We start from the raw sequence: 16646 nt of genomic DNA, 5'->3' as shown, positions 1-16646 counted from the left end.
CACCTGAAGGGGTATAAGGACGAGTTAATTGGCGGCTGATCACATCGCTTAACGCAATTCAGGTTTCGCCAAAATAAGTGCTGCCGTTTGTTGGGTGGCACGATATATCGGTGCAGGTAAGCGCCCTTCCAGTTCAATGGTGTCGAGTAGATTTTTCACTTCAAGCCCTAATTCGGTATCGCCCTTTATCAGCAGCTTGCGGCGGAAAAACAAGGTGTCAGGGTCCACCTGACCGCTCATCATAAGTAGCAGCGACGCACTATTACCGCGCATGGTTACGCTGGCGTGCTGTGGTTGCATGGAAGCGCGTAGGCGCGCGCGATGCTCAGAACCAATCACGGTTACCGAAAATACTAATGCGAGGTCTGGCACTTCAATACGTACCCATTGTTGCTGCAAGAAGTCTAGTTTATGGCGCCGCAGCTCGGCATCAAGAACATGGTTCAGCATTCCACTAAGTATATGTTCTAAAAGCGGTTTAGGTGCTGCTGAGCCGATGCGTTGTAACCCTGAAATAACGCGTGGCCAGTGATCTACTACTTTGGGGATAACCATAAGTTGCCGTCCATAAATGTCCCGGAAATTTTTCAACCTATTATAATGCTCATTACGAATGCATGTTTATCGACGGGATCAATAATTATGGAACTTCTGTGCCCTGCTGGCAGTATGCCAGCCCTCAAAGCAGCAATTGAACATGGTGCCGACGCCGTGTACGTGGGCTTAAAAGATGAAACCAACGCGCGCCATTTCGCGGGCTTAAATCTTGATCAAGCCGGTTTAACCGAAGCTGCACGCTATGTGCATCAGCATGGCAAAAAGCTACACGTTGCAATCAATACCTTTGCCCATGTCGATACGTTTGAAACCTGGCGCAGAGCGGTAGACATGGCGGTTAAGGCGGGCGCAGATGTGCTGATTTTAGCCGACATGGCCGTTCTAGCTTATGCCGCTGAACGTTATCCAAAAGTAGAGTTGCACTTGTCCGTGCAGGCGTCTGCAACCAATGCTGCGGCCATTGAGTTTTATAAACAGTTTGGCGTAAGCCGGGTGGTGTTGCCGCGGGTATTATCGATGAACCAAGTACGCGCCATTGCGCGTACCAGCGAAATGCAATTGGAAGTTTTTGCATTCGGTAGCCTATGCATTATGGCAGAGGGGCGCTGCTATTTAAGTTCGTACATGACGGGTGAATCACCCAACACTGCGGGCGCCTGCTCGCCAGCAAAATACGTACGTTGGGATGAAGCCGACGACGGCACTTTAGAGTCACGCCTAAACAATATTTTAATTGATCGGTTTGCGCCCAATGAAACGGCTGGGTACCCAACCCTTTGCAAAGGGCGCTTCAAAGTTGGCGACGATACCTATCATGCGCTGGAAGAGCCGACCAGCTTGAATACCTTGAGCTTGCTCCCTGAGCTTTATAAAGAGGGAATTGCCTCGCTTAAAATTGAAGGGCGGCAACGCAGCCCTGCGTATGTCGCGCAGATAACCCAAGTCTGGCGCCAAGCGATCGACGCAGTAATGGCGGATAGCGAACAGTTTGCGGTCCAGCACCAATGGGATCACGTGCTAGCAGGACTTTCAGAAGGCAGTCAAACAACTTTAGGTGCCTACCACCGGAAATGGAAGTAACTATGAAATTTTCTCTAGGAGCAATTCAATATTTTTGGCCGAAACAAGTGGTCGAAAACTTCTATAAGCAAGCCGCAGACTCAGCGGTAGATATTGTTTACCTCGGCGAAACCGTATGCAGCAAACGCCGTGAACTGAAGTTTGAAGATTATATGGCGATAGCCCATATGTTGCGTGAGGCGGGTAAACAAGTGTGTCTGTCGACTATGACCCTGTTAGAGGCGCCATCTGAGTTACGTGAGCTGCGCAAATATTGTGACAATGGCGATTTTCTGGTTGAAGCTAATGACGTGGGCGCGATTCCATATTTGCAGGAGCAAAAATTACCCTTCGTTGCAGGGCCTGCAATTAACTGCTACAACCACCATACACTGCGAAAATTAATGAGTTTAGGAATGAGCCGTTGGGTGATGCCAGTCGAGCTGTCGCGTGAATGGCTGGCGAAGCTGCTTCAGCAGCCGATGGTGCACGATGTGCGCGACTGCTTTGAAGTGGAAGTATTTGCCCTGGGGCATATGCCGCTTGCGTGGTCCGGGCGGTGTTTCACCGCACGTTCTGAAAATCGCCCCAAAGACCAGTGTGAATTGGTGTGTATCAACTATCCGGAAGGGCGCCCGGTGGAGAGCCAAGAAGGGCAACAGGTGTTTATTTTGAACGGCATCCAAACCCAGTCGGGAAGCCGCTACAACCTGATTAACCAGTTGCCCAATATGGCCGGACTGGTTGACGTAGTGCGACTAAGCCCGCAGCTGACCGGAACTTTTGATTGGTTGGAAAAGTTCCGTGCCAATACTACGGGAAATCAACCACAAAAACTCGAAAAGAACGATAGCAACGGCTATTGGCTGGCATTAGCTGGCTTGGTTCAACAGCTCGACTAAAAAGGATTCATCATGCTACAAATTACCGATCTTCAGGTCGAACAAAAAATGTGGCCGCTACTACGCCAAGCCTTTCGCCCCATGTTTTTGCTCGGTGCCAGCTTTAGCGCCATTGCCATGTTGCTCTGGATTCTAGCACTAGCAGGTACCATTTCGCTGCCAGTGTACGGCAATGTGTTGGTCTGGCATGCACACGAGATGATCTTTGGCTTTGTCGCCGCCATCGTAGTGGGCTTCTTGTTAACCGCGGTGCAGAACTGGACAGGTATGCGCGCCACCCATGGTCGCGCGTTGGGTATTCTTACCACGGTGTGGTTATTGGGGCGCTTGGCATTTCTGTTTGGGGCCAATCTACCAGCTTGGCTGGTTGCGGGCATTGATTTACTGTTTCTGCCTCTGTCTGCGATTTTACTCGCGGTGCCACTGATAAAAGTAAAGCAACAGCGCAATCTGTTTTTCGTACCGGTGTTATTTCTACTGACCTTTTGTAATGCTTTGATGCACTACGGTTTGGTTAGCGAGCGCTTTGATATTCAACAGCTCGGTAGTCAGAATGCCGTTTGGCTGTTGGCGTTATTGATGGCAATTGTTGGTGGCCGCGTTATTCCAATGTTTACCGCCAATGGCACCATGACCACCAAAGCTGAGCCTATCGTATGGCTTGACCGAATTGGCTTGGGCAGCCTGTGGTTAGTCTTCATTTTGAATATCACGTTGTTCAGTGCGCAATTACCTGACGTCGTCATGGCCGCGATTTACGCCATCAGCGCAGTTGCTTTGGGTGTTCGCTGTTTGCGCTGGCGCATTTGGATTACGCTGCGCGTTCCGCTGCTGTGGTCGTTGCATATCGCGTATTGGTTTATTCCATTGGGTTTGGCGCTATTCGCGCTGCGCGAACTGGGCTTTAATATCAGCAACTCCATTGCGCTGCATGCGATTACCGCCGGTGCGATGGGCAATATGATTTTGGCGATGATTGCCCGCGTATCCTTAGGGCACAGTGGGCGACCGCTGCAGCCGAAAGCAATTATGTCATTGGCGTTTTTGTTGGTGGCCGTTGCGGCACTTTCGCGGGTTCTATTAACCTGGCTGGTGCCTGAATTCAGCATGTCATGGTTTATGTTTAGTGCCGCCGCGTGGATTCTGGCGTATTTGATTTATGTTGTGGTGTATTTGCCTATCTTAATTACCCCACGACCAGACGGGCGTCCGGGCTAATCGTTCGATTCGGTTGCGGGTGGTTTTGTGGGTGCAGCTTCTGGGCGCAGCCATAGCCATACCGCAACCGTTGCCATCGTGCCAATAACGCCAAGTTTTAAGGCGATGTGCACAGGGCTGAAAGTCAGCATGATAGAACTGCCAGCCATCATAATGCTGGCAATCACTTTGGGTTGCCGCTTCACCACACCGTATTCACGCCAGGCGATAATCTGAGGGCCGTACTTGGGGTGTTCCAGCAGTTTTTGCTCCAATACCGGCCAGCCTTTGCCGCCAGCCCAAGCGGCTACCAGTAAAAACGGCACCGTAGGCATTATCGGCAACAGTAGCCCAATAAACCCCAGAAGCAATGATAAAATAGCGATAGTGCGCCATATAATGATGCGCAGGATTACAGTCATGCCAGATTCAGCTCGCTTGAAAGTTATGCCAACAGTGGAGACATTTACTTGAGCCCTAAGCGACCTGCGAGTTTATGCAAGTTACTCGGGTCAAGGTCCAGTATACGAGCTGCTTGCGTCCATTTATAGTCTGTTTGCTCAAGTGCTTGCTGAATGAGTTCACGTTGCACCGTTTGAATCGCATTTTTCAGGTTCAGCGAACCTGCCTCAAGTGTTCCTGTCACGCGTGGTAAAGGCAAGTCTTGAGTTGAAACGGTCTGGACCACTGCGTTTGGTAAGTCGAGCAGCTCGGCTTCAATGCTGACGATATCATCCCGCCGAGCTCCTAAACTTAGCGCTTTTATGGCAGCACGACTGATAGTGTGCTCGAGTTCGCGGACGTTACCAGGCCAGTCATAGCGGTGCAAGGCCTGTTCGGCTGCGGCTGATAAACGCAGCGCTCGCACGCCAAGACGGGCTCGGTTGAGCTCTAAAAAGTGGCCGGCCAGCACGGCAATATCATCTTGCCGGTCACGCAGCGGCGGAATCGGTAACGGATAAACAGATAAGCGGTGATACAAATCTGCGCGGAAATCGCCGGACTTAATTTGTTGTTTCAAATCGCGGTTGGTCGCGGCGACGATACGAACATTTACCGTGTGTGATTTATCACTGCCCAGTCGTTGAATTTCTCCGTTCTGCAATACGCGCAGTAGCTTTGCTTGAATGGACAGTGGTAACTCACCCACTTCATCAAGGAAAATAGTGCCACCATCCGCACTGTCAAATCTTCCCGCGCGCTCACCTGTAGCACCAGAATATGCGCCTCGGGTATGACCAAACAATTCGCTTTCCGCGAGTGTTTCGGGCAGTGCGGCGCAATTCACATACACCATAGGTTTGCTACTGCGTGGCGACAAGCGGTGCAGTTGGCGTGCGAAAAGTTCTTTACCAACACCCGTTTCGCCAAGTAATAAAACGGGTAGATCAGAGCCGGCTACAACGTCTAGTTCTTGCAGCACGGCTGTCAGCGCTGCACTGTGACCGATAATATCTTGGCTGTCGGTGCCATTGCTTGTCAGTGAATACTCACTATCGCGACGATTGTTGCGAAGCGCACGAATGTTCTGTTCGATTAAGCCCATACGAATAGCAGCTTCAACCAGTAAGCTAGCCCGTTGCAAAGCTTGCATGGTTTGCGCATCAAAGGTACCAGGGTCTAGAGCATCCAGTGTTAGCACGCCCCATATCTTGCCCTCAATATGTAAACTAATTCCCATGCAGTCATGCACGGCAAGGTGGCCGTCAGGACTATCTTCAATAAGGCCATCATAGGGATCGGGAAGCGCACTGTCCGGCTCAAAGCGAACAGTTTCGCGATTGCTTAGAATGCGTGCCAAACGTGGGTGTTGCTGTACCAAGAATCGCCGCCCCAAGGCCTCACGTCGCAGCCCCGTGCTCGCAATCGGTCGCAGCATGTCTTGATCGTGTTTCAGAATAACCACAGCGCCACAGTTAAAATGGGCACGCAGTGTTTTAACCAACTTTTCCAGCCGAATTACAGCCGGCAAATCGGTCACTAAATCAGCAATAAGCGTTTCGAGTAACGTGACATCTTGCATGGTATAAACAACCCTTTAGGGCCTAATGACCCGATTAAATATGGGTTTAATTTACCATCCCGACCAAAAACTCGATATAAATCAAAGTGGGTAGTTTTGGCATCTAATTTGCAGTAGTTACGAGGTGTTCAAGCTATTTATATCACCCATTTTAGGAGAGTGACCATGACCACCCATACTATTCATGATGAAGCATTGGCGGTTTATCAGGCAATGCCAAAGAAAGCACTGACCGAGTTTGTTATTGAGCATTTTCACGAAAAACATCGTGCTCAGTTACCAAATCTGATTAATCTGGCTCGTAAAATTGAAGACGTACACAACGATCATGACGAATGCCCAGCTGGGTTGGCCGAGCATTTGCAAGCAATGTATCAAGAATTAGAAAGTCACATGATGAAAGAAGAACAAATTCTGTTCCCAATGTTGGCCGGTGACATTTTTCCAAAGGGCCCAATAGCGGTTATGGAAGAAGAGCACGACCAACATGAGCAGATGGTTGCACAGTTATTGGAATTGACCAATCAATGCAACGCACCGCGTGGCGCTTGTGGCAGTTGGATTATGCTGTATGAAGGCATTAACGAGTTTGTTAGCGACCTGCATCAGCACATCGCACTAGAAAACGCCGTATTGTTTAAACAGCAAGAACAAGCCAGCAAAGGGCATGGTAACGGACATTGCTGTGGCGGTTGTCAGTAAGTGACGCAGATTAGCGAATCTGGCTCAATTATTGAGCCAGTTCGCGCAAACGGCTTGGTTCAAGCACATTAACTAATTTGTTTTGTACGTCAATGACACCTTCGAGCTGCAGCGCCGACAAGATACGGCTAATGGTTTCAACCGAGAGCCCTAAATAATTGCCGATATCGGCACGGGTCATGGTTAAGCGGTACGAACGGTTTGATAATCCGCGTTCCTTGAAGCGGTCAGCTAAGGTAACGAGGAATTGTGCAAGACGTTGCTGCGCGGAACGATTGTTGAGTGTGCCCAGCAATTGTTTGCTGGAAAATATTTCGCCACTCATTAAGCGCCACATTTGCCGACGCAGACCGGGCATTTGTTCAGCAAGGTCATCCAATGCGCTGATTGGAATCTCACACAGCATCGCTGTTTCTAGCGCTTGCGTGTAACTGCGGTGTTCGCTGTTGGCTAATGCGTCAAAACCAATGAGGTCGCCGGGAAGGTGAAAGTCGATGATTTGTTCAACGCCATTGTCGTCGATAGTGTACGACTTCAACGAACCGCTACGTACGGCATACAGGAACTTTAATGGCGCACCTGCGTTAACTAAGATGTCACGCTTTTGCAACGGCTTGTGACGCTGAATAATCGTATCTAAGCGCGCCATGCCCTCTTGGTCGAGTTGATACGGCAAACATAGCGCTGCCATGCTGCAATTTTGACAATGAATGTGTGAGGTCATGTTCGTCATAACGTTTTCCTGATGCAGATCAAAATCGATATGTGATGCATGCAGTATACGCACTACGTTTATAAATTAACCTTGTGCTGATGGAGTACCCCCGAGATCCCTCTCTAGGGGTATATTGCGTTGCCGACTTATTCTTTAGGGCTAAGGTTCTCTTTTACTTCCTGCGCGCTAAAGCTGTAGTCGGTATCCGGGCGCATGCCTTTGCCGAGCTTAACTTCTAAAATGCTTTGAATTTCGCTCGATTCATTACCACCAATGTGTACACCGGCACTCATGCTGGTGCGCGGATAACTGGTGGTGGTGCATGTCACTAAGCCACAGCGGGTGACCATATCGCGTGAGCTGGTATAGCCTAAGCTGGTGTCTGGTTGCACCCGTTCACGATCAACAAGCGTTTCGCGGTGTGTTACCACAAACCAGTCATACCCATTTTCTAACGTCACTTCAGCAGCGCGGAGTAACGCATAATCCATGGCTTTGGTTTTGTCGGTACCGCGCGCTTTGAAGCTGACACGATATTGTGTATCGGAAATTTTAGTCTCTTGGTAGCCGTAGCCCGAGCCTTCTGCTTTGCGATAGTCGGGCTGTGAACTGCAGCCAGAAATTACCAGAGCCAATACTGTGAACAACATAACATTCAGTGTTTTCATGGTCGTTCTCCTTCGTTTTTATGCAGCTTTTTAGTCTTTCCAAGCCGCCATAAGTTTTTCTTTTTCCTGCGCCGGCGTTAATGGCGCCGAGCGCATCATTTGGTCAAGTAACGGGTCAAGTACGTGTTGCCCTGACGCCGTTTGATATGTGGCGTTGTTTGCTTGCGTGACCATACTGACACTGGCAACTTCGTGCCATTCCTCACTGCGACGACACTGTATGGCCACGGTGGTTTGCTCGGCCCGGGCAAGCTGATATTGGCGGCAGTAATCGCCTTGCGCGTCCTTAAAGGTGAGTTGTGCCGTTAGTGTGGTATCCGCATCAAGCTGATACGGCATGCCACTTGGTTGCGTTTCAAGCGCTAACGACACGTCATGATTGACGGCAGAGGGCACGGAGCCAGGCAACCACTGTCCGACTCCGAAACCGACAATTAACGCGACGCCAGCGGCGATAGCTACGTGGTCCTTCAACGCATTGCGAAGCTGTTGCCAACGCCCCATTGAAACGACGTTGGTAGCTTCTGCAGGTTCCTCAAGCAACGCATAAATACGTGCTGGAATTGGTTGTTGCAGCTGAGCGTCTAAGCGCTCGCCAACCTGTAAATCAACCATTGCTAATGCGGACAAACGTTCTGCCAAAGCATCGTCGTGCTCCAGCTGCTGTCGAATGGCTTCAGCCTCATTGGGTTCAAGTTCATTGTCGAGAAAAGCTGATAATTTAACGTCATCAATGAACATAAGGTGCTCCCTTTGAACTGTTATCGCTCGATGAAGAGCTTGGCTGCTGCAAGAGTTCAACGAGTTTAATGCGGGCGCGGGCCAGCCGGCTCATGACCGTTCCCGTTGGCACATCAAGAATGTCAGCGGCTTGACGATAACTCAGGCCCTGAATTGCGACGAGTGCCAATGCAGCGCGCTGATCATCAGGCAGTCCAGCTAATGCTGCATCTATTTCATGCAACTCCATCTGATCATGCACCCGTTGGGTATCGTCTGGGCTGGTCGTTTGCTGCAATTCTTCACGCTGCGTCGCATTTTCACGAACTTTACGTGCGCGATGTTCATCAATCCAAGCGTTGCGGCATACTCTAAAAGCCCAAGCAAGAAGCTCAACGTCGTCCGGTATTGGCCGTGTTAGCAAGCGCTCGACGGTGGACTGAAGTAAGTCATCAGCATCGGCAAGGTTACCGCACAGCGATAAAGCAAAACGCCGCAATGCTGGCAGTAGTGAGCTAAGCTGTTGTTTAACTTGTGTTGCTGTCATCGTTATTCCCAAGTTGCGTTAGCTAAAACAGAGAAAATTCATCCTGTGCTACCTTGGTAACGAACGGCACGTATGATTTATTCCATGGGTATGGAATTTTTTTTGCTGGGAACCGTTAACCGAGTACACATCGGTTCTTCTGCACGAGGTACAACGTTATGACTATAAAGCTAGCACAAAATGTCACGCCGCGATTACTGCAATTGGCATTATTAACATTGGTTTTACCCACCATTGGTTACGCGCAAGTCATTGATAATACGATACAGCCTGCGCTGCAAGATATTCAACGCACCACCCAAACGGTGCGTGATGAAGTACAAAACCGCGTTCAACAAAGGGTGCAAGATCAGGTTCCTGAGTCAGCGCAACGTCTTACCCAAGGCATCAACACAACCGCAGTCACTGTGCTACCCGACGTTACCGAGCGCTTAGCGGTGCTGGACTCGAACCAGCAGGAGCTATTTACAGAAGTGACACTGGCCAATGGCAACCGTGTACTTGAGCGGGAATGGCTGATTGCGGCATCTGCGGAAGCCGAACAGGCGCTGCAGCAGATAGATGCGCAGGTACTTGCCAAGCAAACATTGGGGGCATTGGATGTTACGGTGCTGCGCTTTAAGGTACCCGCCGAATTGAATGATGAAGCGTTGCTGCGAAGTAAATTTTCCAAAGCTGCTGCGGCATCGTTAGTACGCCATTTTGTTTACGATGCACAAAGCAACGATTCCGGAACTTCGAGTGTGAAATTTGCGCAGCGACAATGGTGTGAAACGCCGCTGACAATCGGCATGATTGATACGGCGATAGATACCTCCCACCCGGCATTTGCGCAGCAGGCCATTGTGCAGAAAAGCTTTCTTCAAGCAGATGTTGCGCAGCCAACTGCCCATGGCACAGCAGTTGCTGGGCTTCTAATCGGAACGCATGAAGACTATGTAAGCCTTGTTCCTAACGCTAAGCTTTATAGCGCGGCAATTTTTCATCGGCATAATGCTATGCAGCAAGGTGCAGCTTTGTTGCCGTTGTTGGAAGCAATGAATTGGCTTACGGAACAGCATGTCAAAGTGATTAATTTGTCCCTCACTGGGCCCGCTAATGCGTTATTGGAGCAAGCCGTAAAGCGAGTCTCTGAACGCAATGTTTTGCTGGTTGCCGCGGTTGGTAATAATGGCCCCGCCGCACCGGCGAATTACCCAGCTGCCTATGATGATGTAATTGCGGTAACCGCCGCGGATGCGCAAGGGCAGATTTACCGGTGGGCAAATCAAGGTGACTATGTTGAGTTTACTGCCCGAGGCGTGCAGGTAAGCACTGCAAGGCGCGACGGCAACGTTGGATATGAAACAGGAACGTCCATGGCGGCACCCGTTGTTGCGGCAGCAGCTGCTTGTTTGTGGTTTGAGCAGTCCACCGCAACCGCTACTGAAGTGCGTGATTTGCTTCAGCAGCGGGTGGTAGATTTGGGTGGGAAAGGACGTGATTCCGTGTTTGGGTTCGGCCTATTGGCGCCAAATTGATTCAGGTGCCTTAAAACTTAAATCCAAGCCGAACGCCCGCACGCGTCTCATCATAGTCAACGGCGTCAAAGTTTGACTGGTTATCAACATATTCAAGAGTCGGCGTTAACGTTACGGCTGCAGCAAGCGGAATATCCCATTGACCGCGTACACTGAAGCGCTGTTCTTCACGCGCTTCGCCATCCAACAGTTGCATGGGCGCGGCATAATCGCGTTGCTGCCACTGCAAGGCCAGTTGCCAGCGATGCGCGCCACCCCAACCCGATGTTTGTGTTTGCCAAGTCAGGCGGTACTGCGGTTCCTGATAACTTAGCTCAGGATCAACGGAAGTTTCGTCGTGATAGGTATAACCCACCAAAATATAACTTTCAGCCGAGGGCGTAAACCAGTAGATGTCGCCGGTGTAGGCTCGTGCGGTGGCGTTACGTTCCGGTACCTGGGCAAAGGTTTTATCAACGTCTTGCAGCGCGAATCGAGTATACCAGCGCGCTCCCCATAAACGGGATAAATAGAATGCGTCTTGCTGGTAATCCATAAATGCTTGATTAGCCAGATCCGCTTGTGCGTCGTGGCGACTTAACCCAACCGTGAATGCACGAAAGTCATACGATAAATCGCCATGCACGGTGGTAATGGCCAAATCAAATTCATCTTGGTCGCGATATAGGGTTTCACTATGGTTTACCCCGGCATTCACCTGCAAATTTGCCCACGGGTTCCACTTTAATGAAAGGCTCCCGTCCAGCAGAGCTGCTTGGTCGGATTTATTGGTGGTGGCGTCAAGTTCACGCACGGTCACATTGCTGTCGTAAACGTAGCCCGCTTCCAACTTACCCTGCCAGCTGAATCGTTGTTCATCAGCGCTCACAAGGTTTGGCAGCAAACTTACCACGGTGCAACCAAAAATAAGCGATGTCGTTTTCATGGTGCTTCCTCCTCGAAAAATGTGGAGCTAGCCACACAGCTAGCCCCACGTTATCAACGCCAATCAGACTGGATTAGTTACCAATGTTGCCGCGAATGGTATTGCGAACGGTTGCATCAACAGTCGACTCCACTGAGCTATTTATGGTGTCGTTGATGGTGCCATTCACACTATCCGTTACCGCAGCTTCAGAGGCTGTTTCGATGGCGCCAGATACAGTTGAATCCACGGTGTCATTGACGGTTGCGCTAACGCTACCGGTAACGCCTTGCGTCACATCAATTGCAGAACTAACTGTGCCATCAACCTCGGACTGGACGCTGTTCATTGTGTCGAGAGAGGCGTCATCTTGGTCATTTTCTGCATTGGCCGAAACCGATTGTTGTGCTGCAACAGAGGCGTTAGCGTTTACTGATGCCTCTTGTGCGAAAGCAGCACCTGAAGTGAGAGCAAGTGATAAAGCAATTACGTTAAATTTAAATACGTTTTTCATAATGATTCCTCCGTTATGTCGTAGTGACACCTCGATAACGCTGCGACAACGCAGATTATTCCCATCTGGTTTGTAAAGAGATAGCAAAGCTAACTTTGACGCTTTGTTGCTGATTGAGGTGATTGCCGATAAAATGCGCGCCTACTTTAATGAGGAGCCCGATTTGGACGCATTTCTTACCTCAACGCTCACCGTGGCGCTGGCTGAAATAGGTGATAAAACGCAACTGCTCAGTCTATTTTTAGCCGCTCGGTATAGGCATAAGTGGTCGATTATTGCGGGTATCTTTGTGGCTACCGTGCTGAACCATTTTATATCAGCTTGGTTTGGCAGCTGGATTGTTGGCGTACTCCCTGAAAATATCGCTACCTATATTGTTGCAGCATGTTTTATTGCTGTGGGCTTGTGGGTGCTAATTCCTGATAAGCCGGACAACGATGAACACAACGAAGTGCGCAAATATGGCGCGTTTATTGCCACCACCATCCTATTTTTTGTGGCGGAAATTGGTGACAAAACGCAAGTGGCAACTATCGTGCTTGGTGCGCAATACAGCAGTGTTGTAGCGGTTACTATGGGTACAACTGTCGGCATGATGCTTGCCAATGTGCCGATTGTATTGCTGGGCGGTAAATTAATGCAGAAGCTGCCATTAGACTTGGCACGATACGTTGCGGCCGCTGTATTTATTGTGCTGGGTATCGTTGCATTGCTTTGGTAGGCGTTGGGGTCAGTAAAAAACTTACGCCAGATCATAAAACAGTTCAAAATATAACCTATAGTTGATCGCACACTCATGAGTTAATTGGAGGTGTGTGATGCCCCGTCTTGAAGATAAAGTAGCTGTTATTACAGGTGGTGCGGCAGGCATAGGTCTTGCCACGGCCGCACTGTTTCTGCGCGAGGGCGCAAAAGTGGTGTTGGTGGACTTAAAAGAAACCGATCTTGAGCAAGCTGAACAGCATTTAGGGCATCCGGAGCGCGTGTTTAGTGTAGCCGCGGATGTGTCCAATGAAGACAGCACCAAGAAATATGTTGATGCTGCTTTGCACCATTTTGGTGCAATTGATGTGTTTGTCAATAATGCTGGCATTGAATGCAAACCCGTCCCAACTCACGAGCAAGAAACCAGTCATTTTGATCGCGTAATTGCCGTGAACTTACGCGGTGTTTTTCTCGGCATGAAATACGTGCTCCCGCATTTAATCAAGGCCAAGTCAGGTAGCGTGATTAATATGTCATCCGTTGCAGGGCTAGACGGCTTTGCCAATATGAGCCCGTATGTGGCATCCAAACATGCGGTGGTTGGCTTAACCAAATCAGCGGCCGTTGAAGTTGCTCCATTTGGCGTTCGGGTGAACTCTGTGCATCCATCGCCCATTCATACACGCATGATGCGTGCCATTGAAGAAACTATGAATCCCGGACATGGTAAAGAAGTACAAAACCAGTTTGAACAAATCATCCCAATGCAGCATTATGGTGAACCTATCGACGTCGCGAACTTAGTTCTGTTTTTGGCGTCTGATGAAAGTACTTTCATAACTGGGTGCCAATACCGTGTTGACGGTGGTATGGGTGCCAGCTGAACGCATAACGAATAAAACGAGTAACGATGCAACGCAGTCAAGCTGACAGAAAACGTGCTTATACCGCCTTAGTGGCGGTATTTTGCGTGCTGTTCTTATGTTGGGGGCAGCAAAGTACCTGGGTGCCAACACAGTGCCCACAAGCACAGCACAGTCAGCATCAAACTGAAGCTGGAACAATCTTAGCTGAATGTGAAAGCTCATCGCAGCTGCTGCAGCAAGCGCACCTAAATATTCTTGACAGCGCGGCGGCCACATCACTCTTTGTCGGCTTTCTAATCCTTGTTAGCATCGGCCTAGTCACAAAAACGTCTATTCAAACACCCCCCGCGCGGCGGCGATGTCGCTCCCACCTTGTTTTTTGTGTATTCAACGAATAACGCAACACGTAGTGCATACGTTGTGCTGCCATAGCTTGTGGCAGTGAAGTAATCGAATACATGAGATAAATTTATGAAACCACATTTAGTCATTTGGCAGCTTGTCACCTTGCTCCTGCTGCTAAGTAGCTCAGCGCAGGCGCAAGTGGCAACCGACTGGCAGCAACTTGAATCGCATCAGCCGGTGCAAGTGCGCCTTGTTGTGCCAGGTAAAATCGATGCTGAAGCCCTGACGGTTGACGCATTGTTGCAAGTGAAATTAGCGGACGACTGGAAAACTTATTGGCGAACCCCCGGTGAAGGTGGCGTGCCACCAGAACTGGCCTGGCAAGTTGAGTCAGAAAATATTGCTGCAGTGAATTGGCGCTTTCCTGTGCCTGAGCGTTTTAGCGTGCAGGGTATTGAGACCGTGGGTTATCAAGGCGATGTGAGCTTCCCACTGCAAATTGAAGTGCAAAATTGGCAGCAACGGGTGTCTTTACAAGGCACGCTAACCTTGGCAAGTTGCACTAACATTTGTGTCATTTCGGACTACCCAATTGCACTTAACTTTACGCCAAGTGAGCTGCGCACGGATATGGATGCCATGTTCCTGTTGGAACAGGCGCAGAGCAGACTACCCCATCGTGATCACCCGTTACTGCAGGTAGAGCAGTTGATTTGGTCAGCAAGCAAACAGCAACTATCGGTGACGGTTGAAAACGCTGAGGGCTGGCAACAACCGCGTATTTTTGTAGATAGTTTGCAACAAGAGTTAACCGATTTAACGATTGAGCAGGTGTATCAGCAGCACGATGGCAACCGTCTTACCGCACACTTTGCTATTTCACATTGGTTGGAGCAGCCGAACTTGTCTGGTGAAACGCTGCAAGTGACTGTTGCTGATGAGCTTGTACGTGGCGAGCAAACGGCAGTTGCGACGGCCGGGACAATTTCTGATCCCGCTGTATCAACCAGTTTCTGGTATATGTTGCCGCTGGCCTTACTAGGCGGCCTGATTCTGAATATTATGCCCTGCGTGCTTCCGGTTTTGGGCTTAAAAATGCAGGGGCTGATTGGCTCTGACAGAGCACGTGGTCAAATTCGCCGCCAGTTTGTTGCATCAGCGCTGGGCATTATCACATCGTTTGTATTGCTGGCGTTAATGATTATGGCGCTTAAGCTGGGTGGTCATGCGATTGGTTGGGGCATTCAGTTCCAGAATCCATATTTTATTGGTGGCATGGCGCTGGTGATTGGCCTTTTTGCATTATCAGTTAGCGGCTTATGGACACTGCAATTGCCGCATGGCATGCAGCAATGGGTTGCGGCGCGTGGCAACCAGTCAACAACAGGCCATTTTGTACAAGGTATGTTTGCAACGCTATTAGCTACACCCTGTACGGCACCATTTTTAGGTACTGCCGTAGCCTTTGCGTTAGCCGCTTCAAATGTACAATTACTGCTTATTTTTATCACCTTGGGTGTCGGTATGGCGCTGCCGTGGTTGGTGGTCGCAGTGTGGCCGGGGCTTGCACAAAAACTGCCAAAACCAGGGCCGTGGCTGCAATGGGTTAATCGAGTATTTGCTGCTTTACTGCTGCTCACGACGGCGTGGTTAGTAAGTTTGCTTGCCAACCATTTAACTCGCGCGGTATTCGTAGCGCTGCTAATCAGCTTCGTCGCATTTGCATTTTGGTTAGCGTATCGCCGCCATGGTGGTAAAGGCGTGCTTATAAGCCTTGCCACAGCGTTGCTCTTAAGCGGTGTAGGCCTGGTCGCAAGCAGCTGGACCAGCAGCCCTAAGGAGCTTGAGCAGCATCCCTGGCAACCGTTGAAGCCAAGTGCAATTGCTTCAGCCGTGGCACAAGGGCAGGTTGTGTTTGTTGATGTAACTGCTGATTGGTGCGTGACCTGCCAAGCCAATAAAATAGGCGTACTGCTGCAAGACCCTGTAGCCAGCGCGTTACGTGCTGATAACGTGGTGTTGATGCAAGGCGATTGGACCCGCCCAAATCAGGCCATTACCGATTATCTGCACAGTTACGGGCGTTATGGCGTACCGTTCAATCAAGTTTATGGGCCGGGCGCTCCGCAAGGCATTCCGCTTCCGGTCATACTGACCGATAATGCGGTATTGTCGGCCATTGAGCAGGCTCGCGAATGAAGATTATCAAGTCGGTTCTGATTTATTTAGTCTTGTTTATCGCAATAAGCTACGCGGTAGATAGCTGGCGCAGTCGTGGGTTACCATCAGGCCCAATTGATGCGTTTACCCTAGTGACTTTAGAGCAACAGCAAACCGATATTGTTGCGCTTAGCCATGAGCAGCCAGTGTTGGTCTACTTCTGGGCTACCTGGTGCCCTATTTGTGATTGGGTTTCGCCGTCAATCAATTGGTTGTCAGAAAGCCATCAGGTGGTCACCGTTGCTATCCGCTCTGGAACCGATGAACGAGTCAAACATTTTTTGCGCGAACACGACTATCAGTTCGTCACCGTAAACGATAATACGGGCGAACTTGCGCGTCGCTGGCAAGTAACGGCAACCCCAACGGTTGCGATTATTGCCAACGGCGAAATTGTTTCTTACACCACCGGCGCATCAACGCCGGTAGGCTTGTGGTTGCGCCTTTGGTGGGCGCGGCTCACACATTAATTGGAGAAGTT

The 16646-nt window shown here is 49.9% G+C and carries 18 protein-coding genes; 9 read left to right on the top strand and 9 right to left on the bottom strand.

From position 1 onward, the window contains the following. Positions 1 to 48 precede the first annotated feature (48 nt). The gene (ubiT, locus tag EGC76_RS09120) at positions 49 to 555 is read right to left on the bottom strand and encodes a ubiquinone anaerobic biosynthesis accessory factor UbiT (protein WP_128352682.1); all 507 of its coding nucleotides are present in this window, start codon (positions 553 to 555) and stop codon (positions 49 to 51) included. 87 nt (positions 556 to 642) lie between these two features. Here ubiT and ubiU point away from each other — a divergent pair, with 87 nt between their 5' ends. Genes ubiU through EGC76_RS09105 form a run of 3 tightly spaced genes read left to right on the top strand, consistent with a single transcriptional unit; the run spans position 643 to position 3737 of the window. Next, positions 643 to 1638 (top strand): ubiquinone anaerobic biosynthesis protein UbiU, encoded by a 996-nt coding sequence (ubiU, locus tag EGC76_RS09115; protein WP_128352681.1) that lies wholly within the window; start codon positions 643 to 645, stop codon positions 1636 to 1638. A 2-nt stretch (positions 1639 to 1640) separates the two neighbouring features. Then, positions 1641 to 2519 carry a U32 family peptidase gene (locus tag EGC76_RS09110; RefSeq protein ID WP_128352680.1) on the top strand — a complete coding sequence of 293 codons (879 nt, stop codon included), beginning with the start codon at positions 1641 to 1643 and terminating at the stop codon, positions 2517 to 2519. Positions 2520 to 2531: 12 nt separating this feature from the next. Further along, positions 2532 to 3737 (top strand): NnrS family protein, encoded by a 1206-nt coding sequence (locus tag EGC76_RS09105; protein ID WP_128352679.1) that lies wholly within the window; start codon positions 2532 to 2534, stop codon positions 3735 to 3737. On the opposite strand, the gene EGC76_RS09100 is transcribed toward EGC76_RS09105, so the two are convergent. Then, positions 3734 to 4138 (bottom strand): YbaN family protein, encoded by a 405-nt coding sequence (locus tag EGC76_RS09100; protein WP_128352678.1) that lies wholly within the window; start codon positions 4136 to 4138, stop codon positions 3734 to 3736. The genes EGC76_RS09105 and EGC76_RS09100 overlap by 4 nt on opposite strands. Positions 4139 to 4182: 44 nt before the next feature. Then, positions 4183 to 5739 carry a nitric oxide reductase transcriptional regulator NorR gene (gene norR / locus EGC76_RS09095; protein ID WP_128352677.1) on the bottom strand — a complete coding sequence of 519 codons (1557 nt, stop codon included), beginning with the start codon at positions 5737 to 5739 and terminating at the stop codon, positions 4183 to 4185. Between the two features lie 165 nt (positions 5740 to 5904). On the opposite strand from norR, the gene EGC76_RS09090 reads away from it, so the two are divergent. Further along, positions 5905 to 6441 (top strand): hemerythrin domain-containing protein, encoded by a 537-nt coding sequence (locus EGC76_RS09090; protein ID WP_246013947.1) that lies wholly within the window; start codon positions 5905 to 5907, stop codon positions 6439 to 6441. Between the two features lie 28 nt (positions 6442 to 6469). Here the strand turns inward: EGC76_RS09090 and fnr are convergent, their stop codons facing one another. The 4 genes from fnr to EGC76_RS09070 all read right to left on the bottom strand — a co-directional run bounded on the left by fnr (position 6470) and on the right by EGC76_RS09070 (position 9091). Beyond that, positions 6470 to 7174, bottom strand: coding sequence for a fumarate/nitrate reduction transcriptional regulator Fnr (gene fnr, locus EGC76_RS09085; RefSeq protein WP_246013946.1), 705 nt, complete (start codon positions 7172 to 7174; stop codon positions 6470 to 6472). A 128-nt stretch (positions 7175 to 7302) separates the two neighbouring features. Beyond that, positions 7303 to 7824 carry a CC0125/CC1285 family lipoprotein gene (locus EGC76_RS09080; RefSeq protein WP_128352676.1) on the bottom strand — a complete coding sequence of 174 codons (522 nt, stop codon included), beginning with the start codon at positions 7822 to 7824 and terminating at the stop codon, positions 7303 to 7305. Between the two features lie 30 nt (positions 7825 to 7854). Then, complete coding sequence (locus EGC76_RS09075) at positions 7855 to 8565, bottom strand: anti-sigma factor (RefSeq protein WP_128352675.1); 711 nt, start codon at positions 8563 to 8565, stop codon at positions 7855 to 7857. Further along, positions 8555 to 9091, bottom strand: a complete 537-nt coding sequence (locus tag EGC76_RS09070; protein WP_128352674.1) for an RNA polymerase sigma factor — start codon at positions 9089 to 9091, stop codon at positions 8555 to 8557. The genes EGC76_RS09075 and EGC76_RS09070 overlap by 11 nt, the downstream gene beginning before the upstream one ends. A gap of 158 nt (positions 9092 to 9249) precedes the next feature. Between EGC76_RS09070 and EGC76_RS09065 the strand changes: the two genes are divergently transcribed. Further along, the gene (locus tag EGC76_RS09065) at positions 9250 to 10611 is read left to right on the top strand and encodes a S8 family serine peptidase (RefSeq protein WP_128352673.1); all 1362 of its coding nucleotides are present in this window, start codon (positions 9250 to 9252) and stop codon (positions 10609 to 10611) included. Between the two features lie 10 nt (positions 10612 to 10621). On the opposite strand, the gene EGC76_RS09060 is transcribed toward EGC76_RS09065, so the two are convergent. Together EGC76_RS09060 and EGC76_RS09055 are read right to left on the bottom strand one after the other, a co-directional pair. Beyond that, the gene (locus tag EGC76_RS09060) at positions 10622 to 11536 is read right to left on the bottom strand and encodes a surface lipoprotein assembly modifier (RefSeq protein ID WP_128352672.1); all 915 of its coding nucleotides are present in this window, start codon (positions 11534 to 11536) and stop codon (positions 10622 to 10624) included. Between the two features lie 73 nt (positions 11537 to 11609). Then, complete coding sequence (locus EGC76_RS09055; protein ID WP_128352671.1) at positions 11610 to 12029, bottom strand: hypothetical protein; 420 nt, start codon at positions 12027 to 12029, stop codon at positions 11610 to 11612. A gap of 163 nt (positions 12030 to 12192) precedes the next feature. On the opposite strand from EGC76_RS09055, the gene EGC76_RS09050 reads away from it, so the two are divergent. From EGC76_RS09050 to EGC76_RS09035, 4 genes are all read left to right on the top strand, one after another. Further along, positions 12193 to 12750 carry a TMEM165/GDT1 family protein gene (locus EGC76_RS09050; RefSeq protein ID WP_128352670.1) on the top strand — a complete coding sequence of 186 codons (558 nt, stop codon included), beginning with the start codon at positions 12193 to 12195 and terminating at the stop codon, positions 12748 to 12750. Positions 12751 to 12847: 97 nt separating this feature from the next. Beyond that, complete coding sequence (locus EGC76_RS09045) at positions 12848 to 13618, top strand: SDR family NAD(P)-dependent oxidoreductase (protein WP_128352669.1); 771 nt, start codon at positions 12848 to 12850, stop codon at positions 13616 to 13618. Between the two features lie 453 nt (positions 13619 to 14071). Then, positions 14072 to 16144, top strand: a complete 2073-nt coding sequence (locus EGC76_RS09040; RefSeq protein ID WP_128352668.1) for a protein-disulfide reductase DsbD family protein — start codon at positions 14072 to 14074, stop codon at positions 16142 to 16144. Further along, entirely contained in the window at positions 16141 to 16635 is a 495-nt protein-coding gene (locus EGC76_RS09035) for a protein disulfide oxidoreductase (protein WP_128352667.1), read from the top strand. The genes EGC76_RS09040 and EGC76_RS09035 overlap by 4 nt, the downstream gene beginning before the upstream one ends. The last annotated feature ends 11 nt before the right edge of the window (positions 16636 to 16646 follow it).

The organism is Pseudidiomarina gelatinasegens (assembly GCF_004025325.1).
Classification (GTDB): Bacteria; Pseudomonadota; Gammaproteobacteria; order Enterobacterales; family Alteromonadaceae; genus Pseudidiomarina; species Pseudidiomarina gelatinasegens.
The sequence above is the reverse complement of the archived record's forward strand: the minus strand, read 5'-3'. Positions and strand labels throughout refer to the sequence as shown.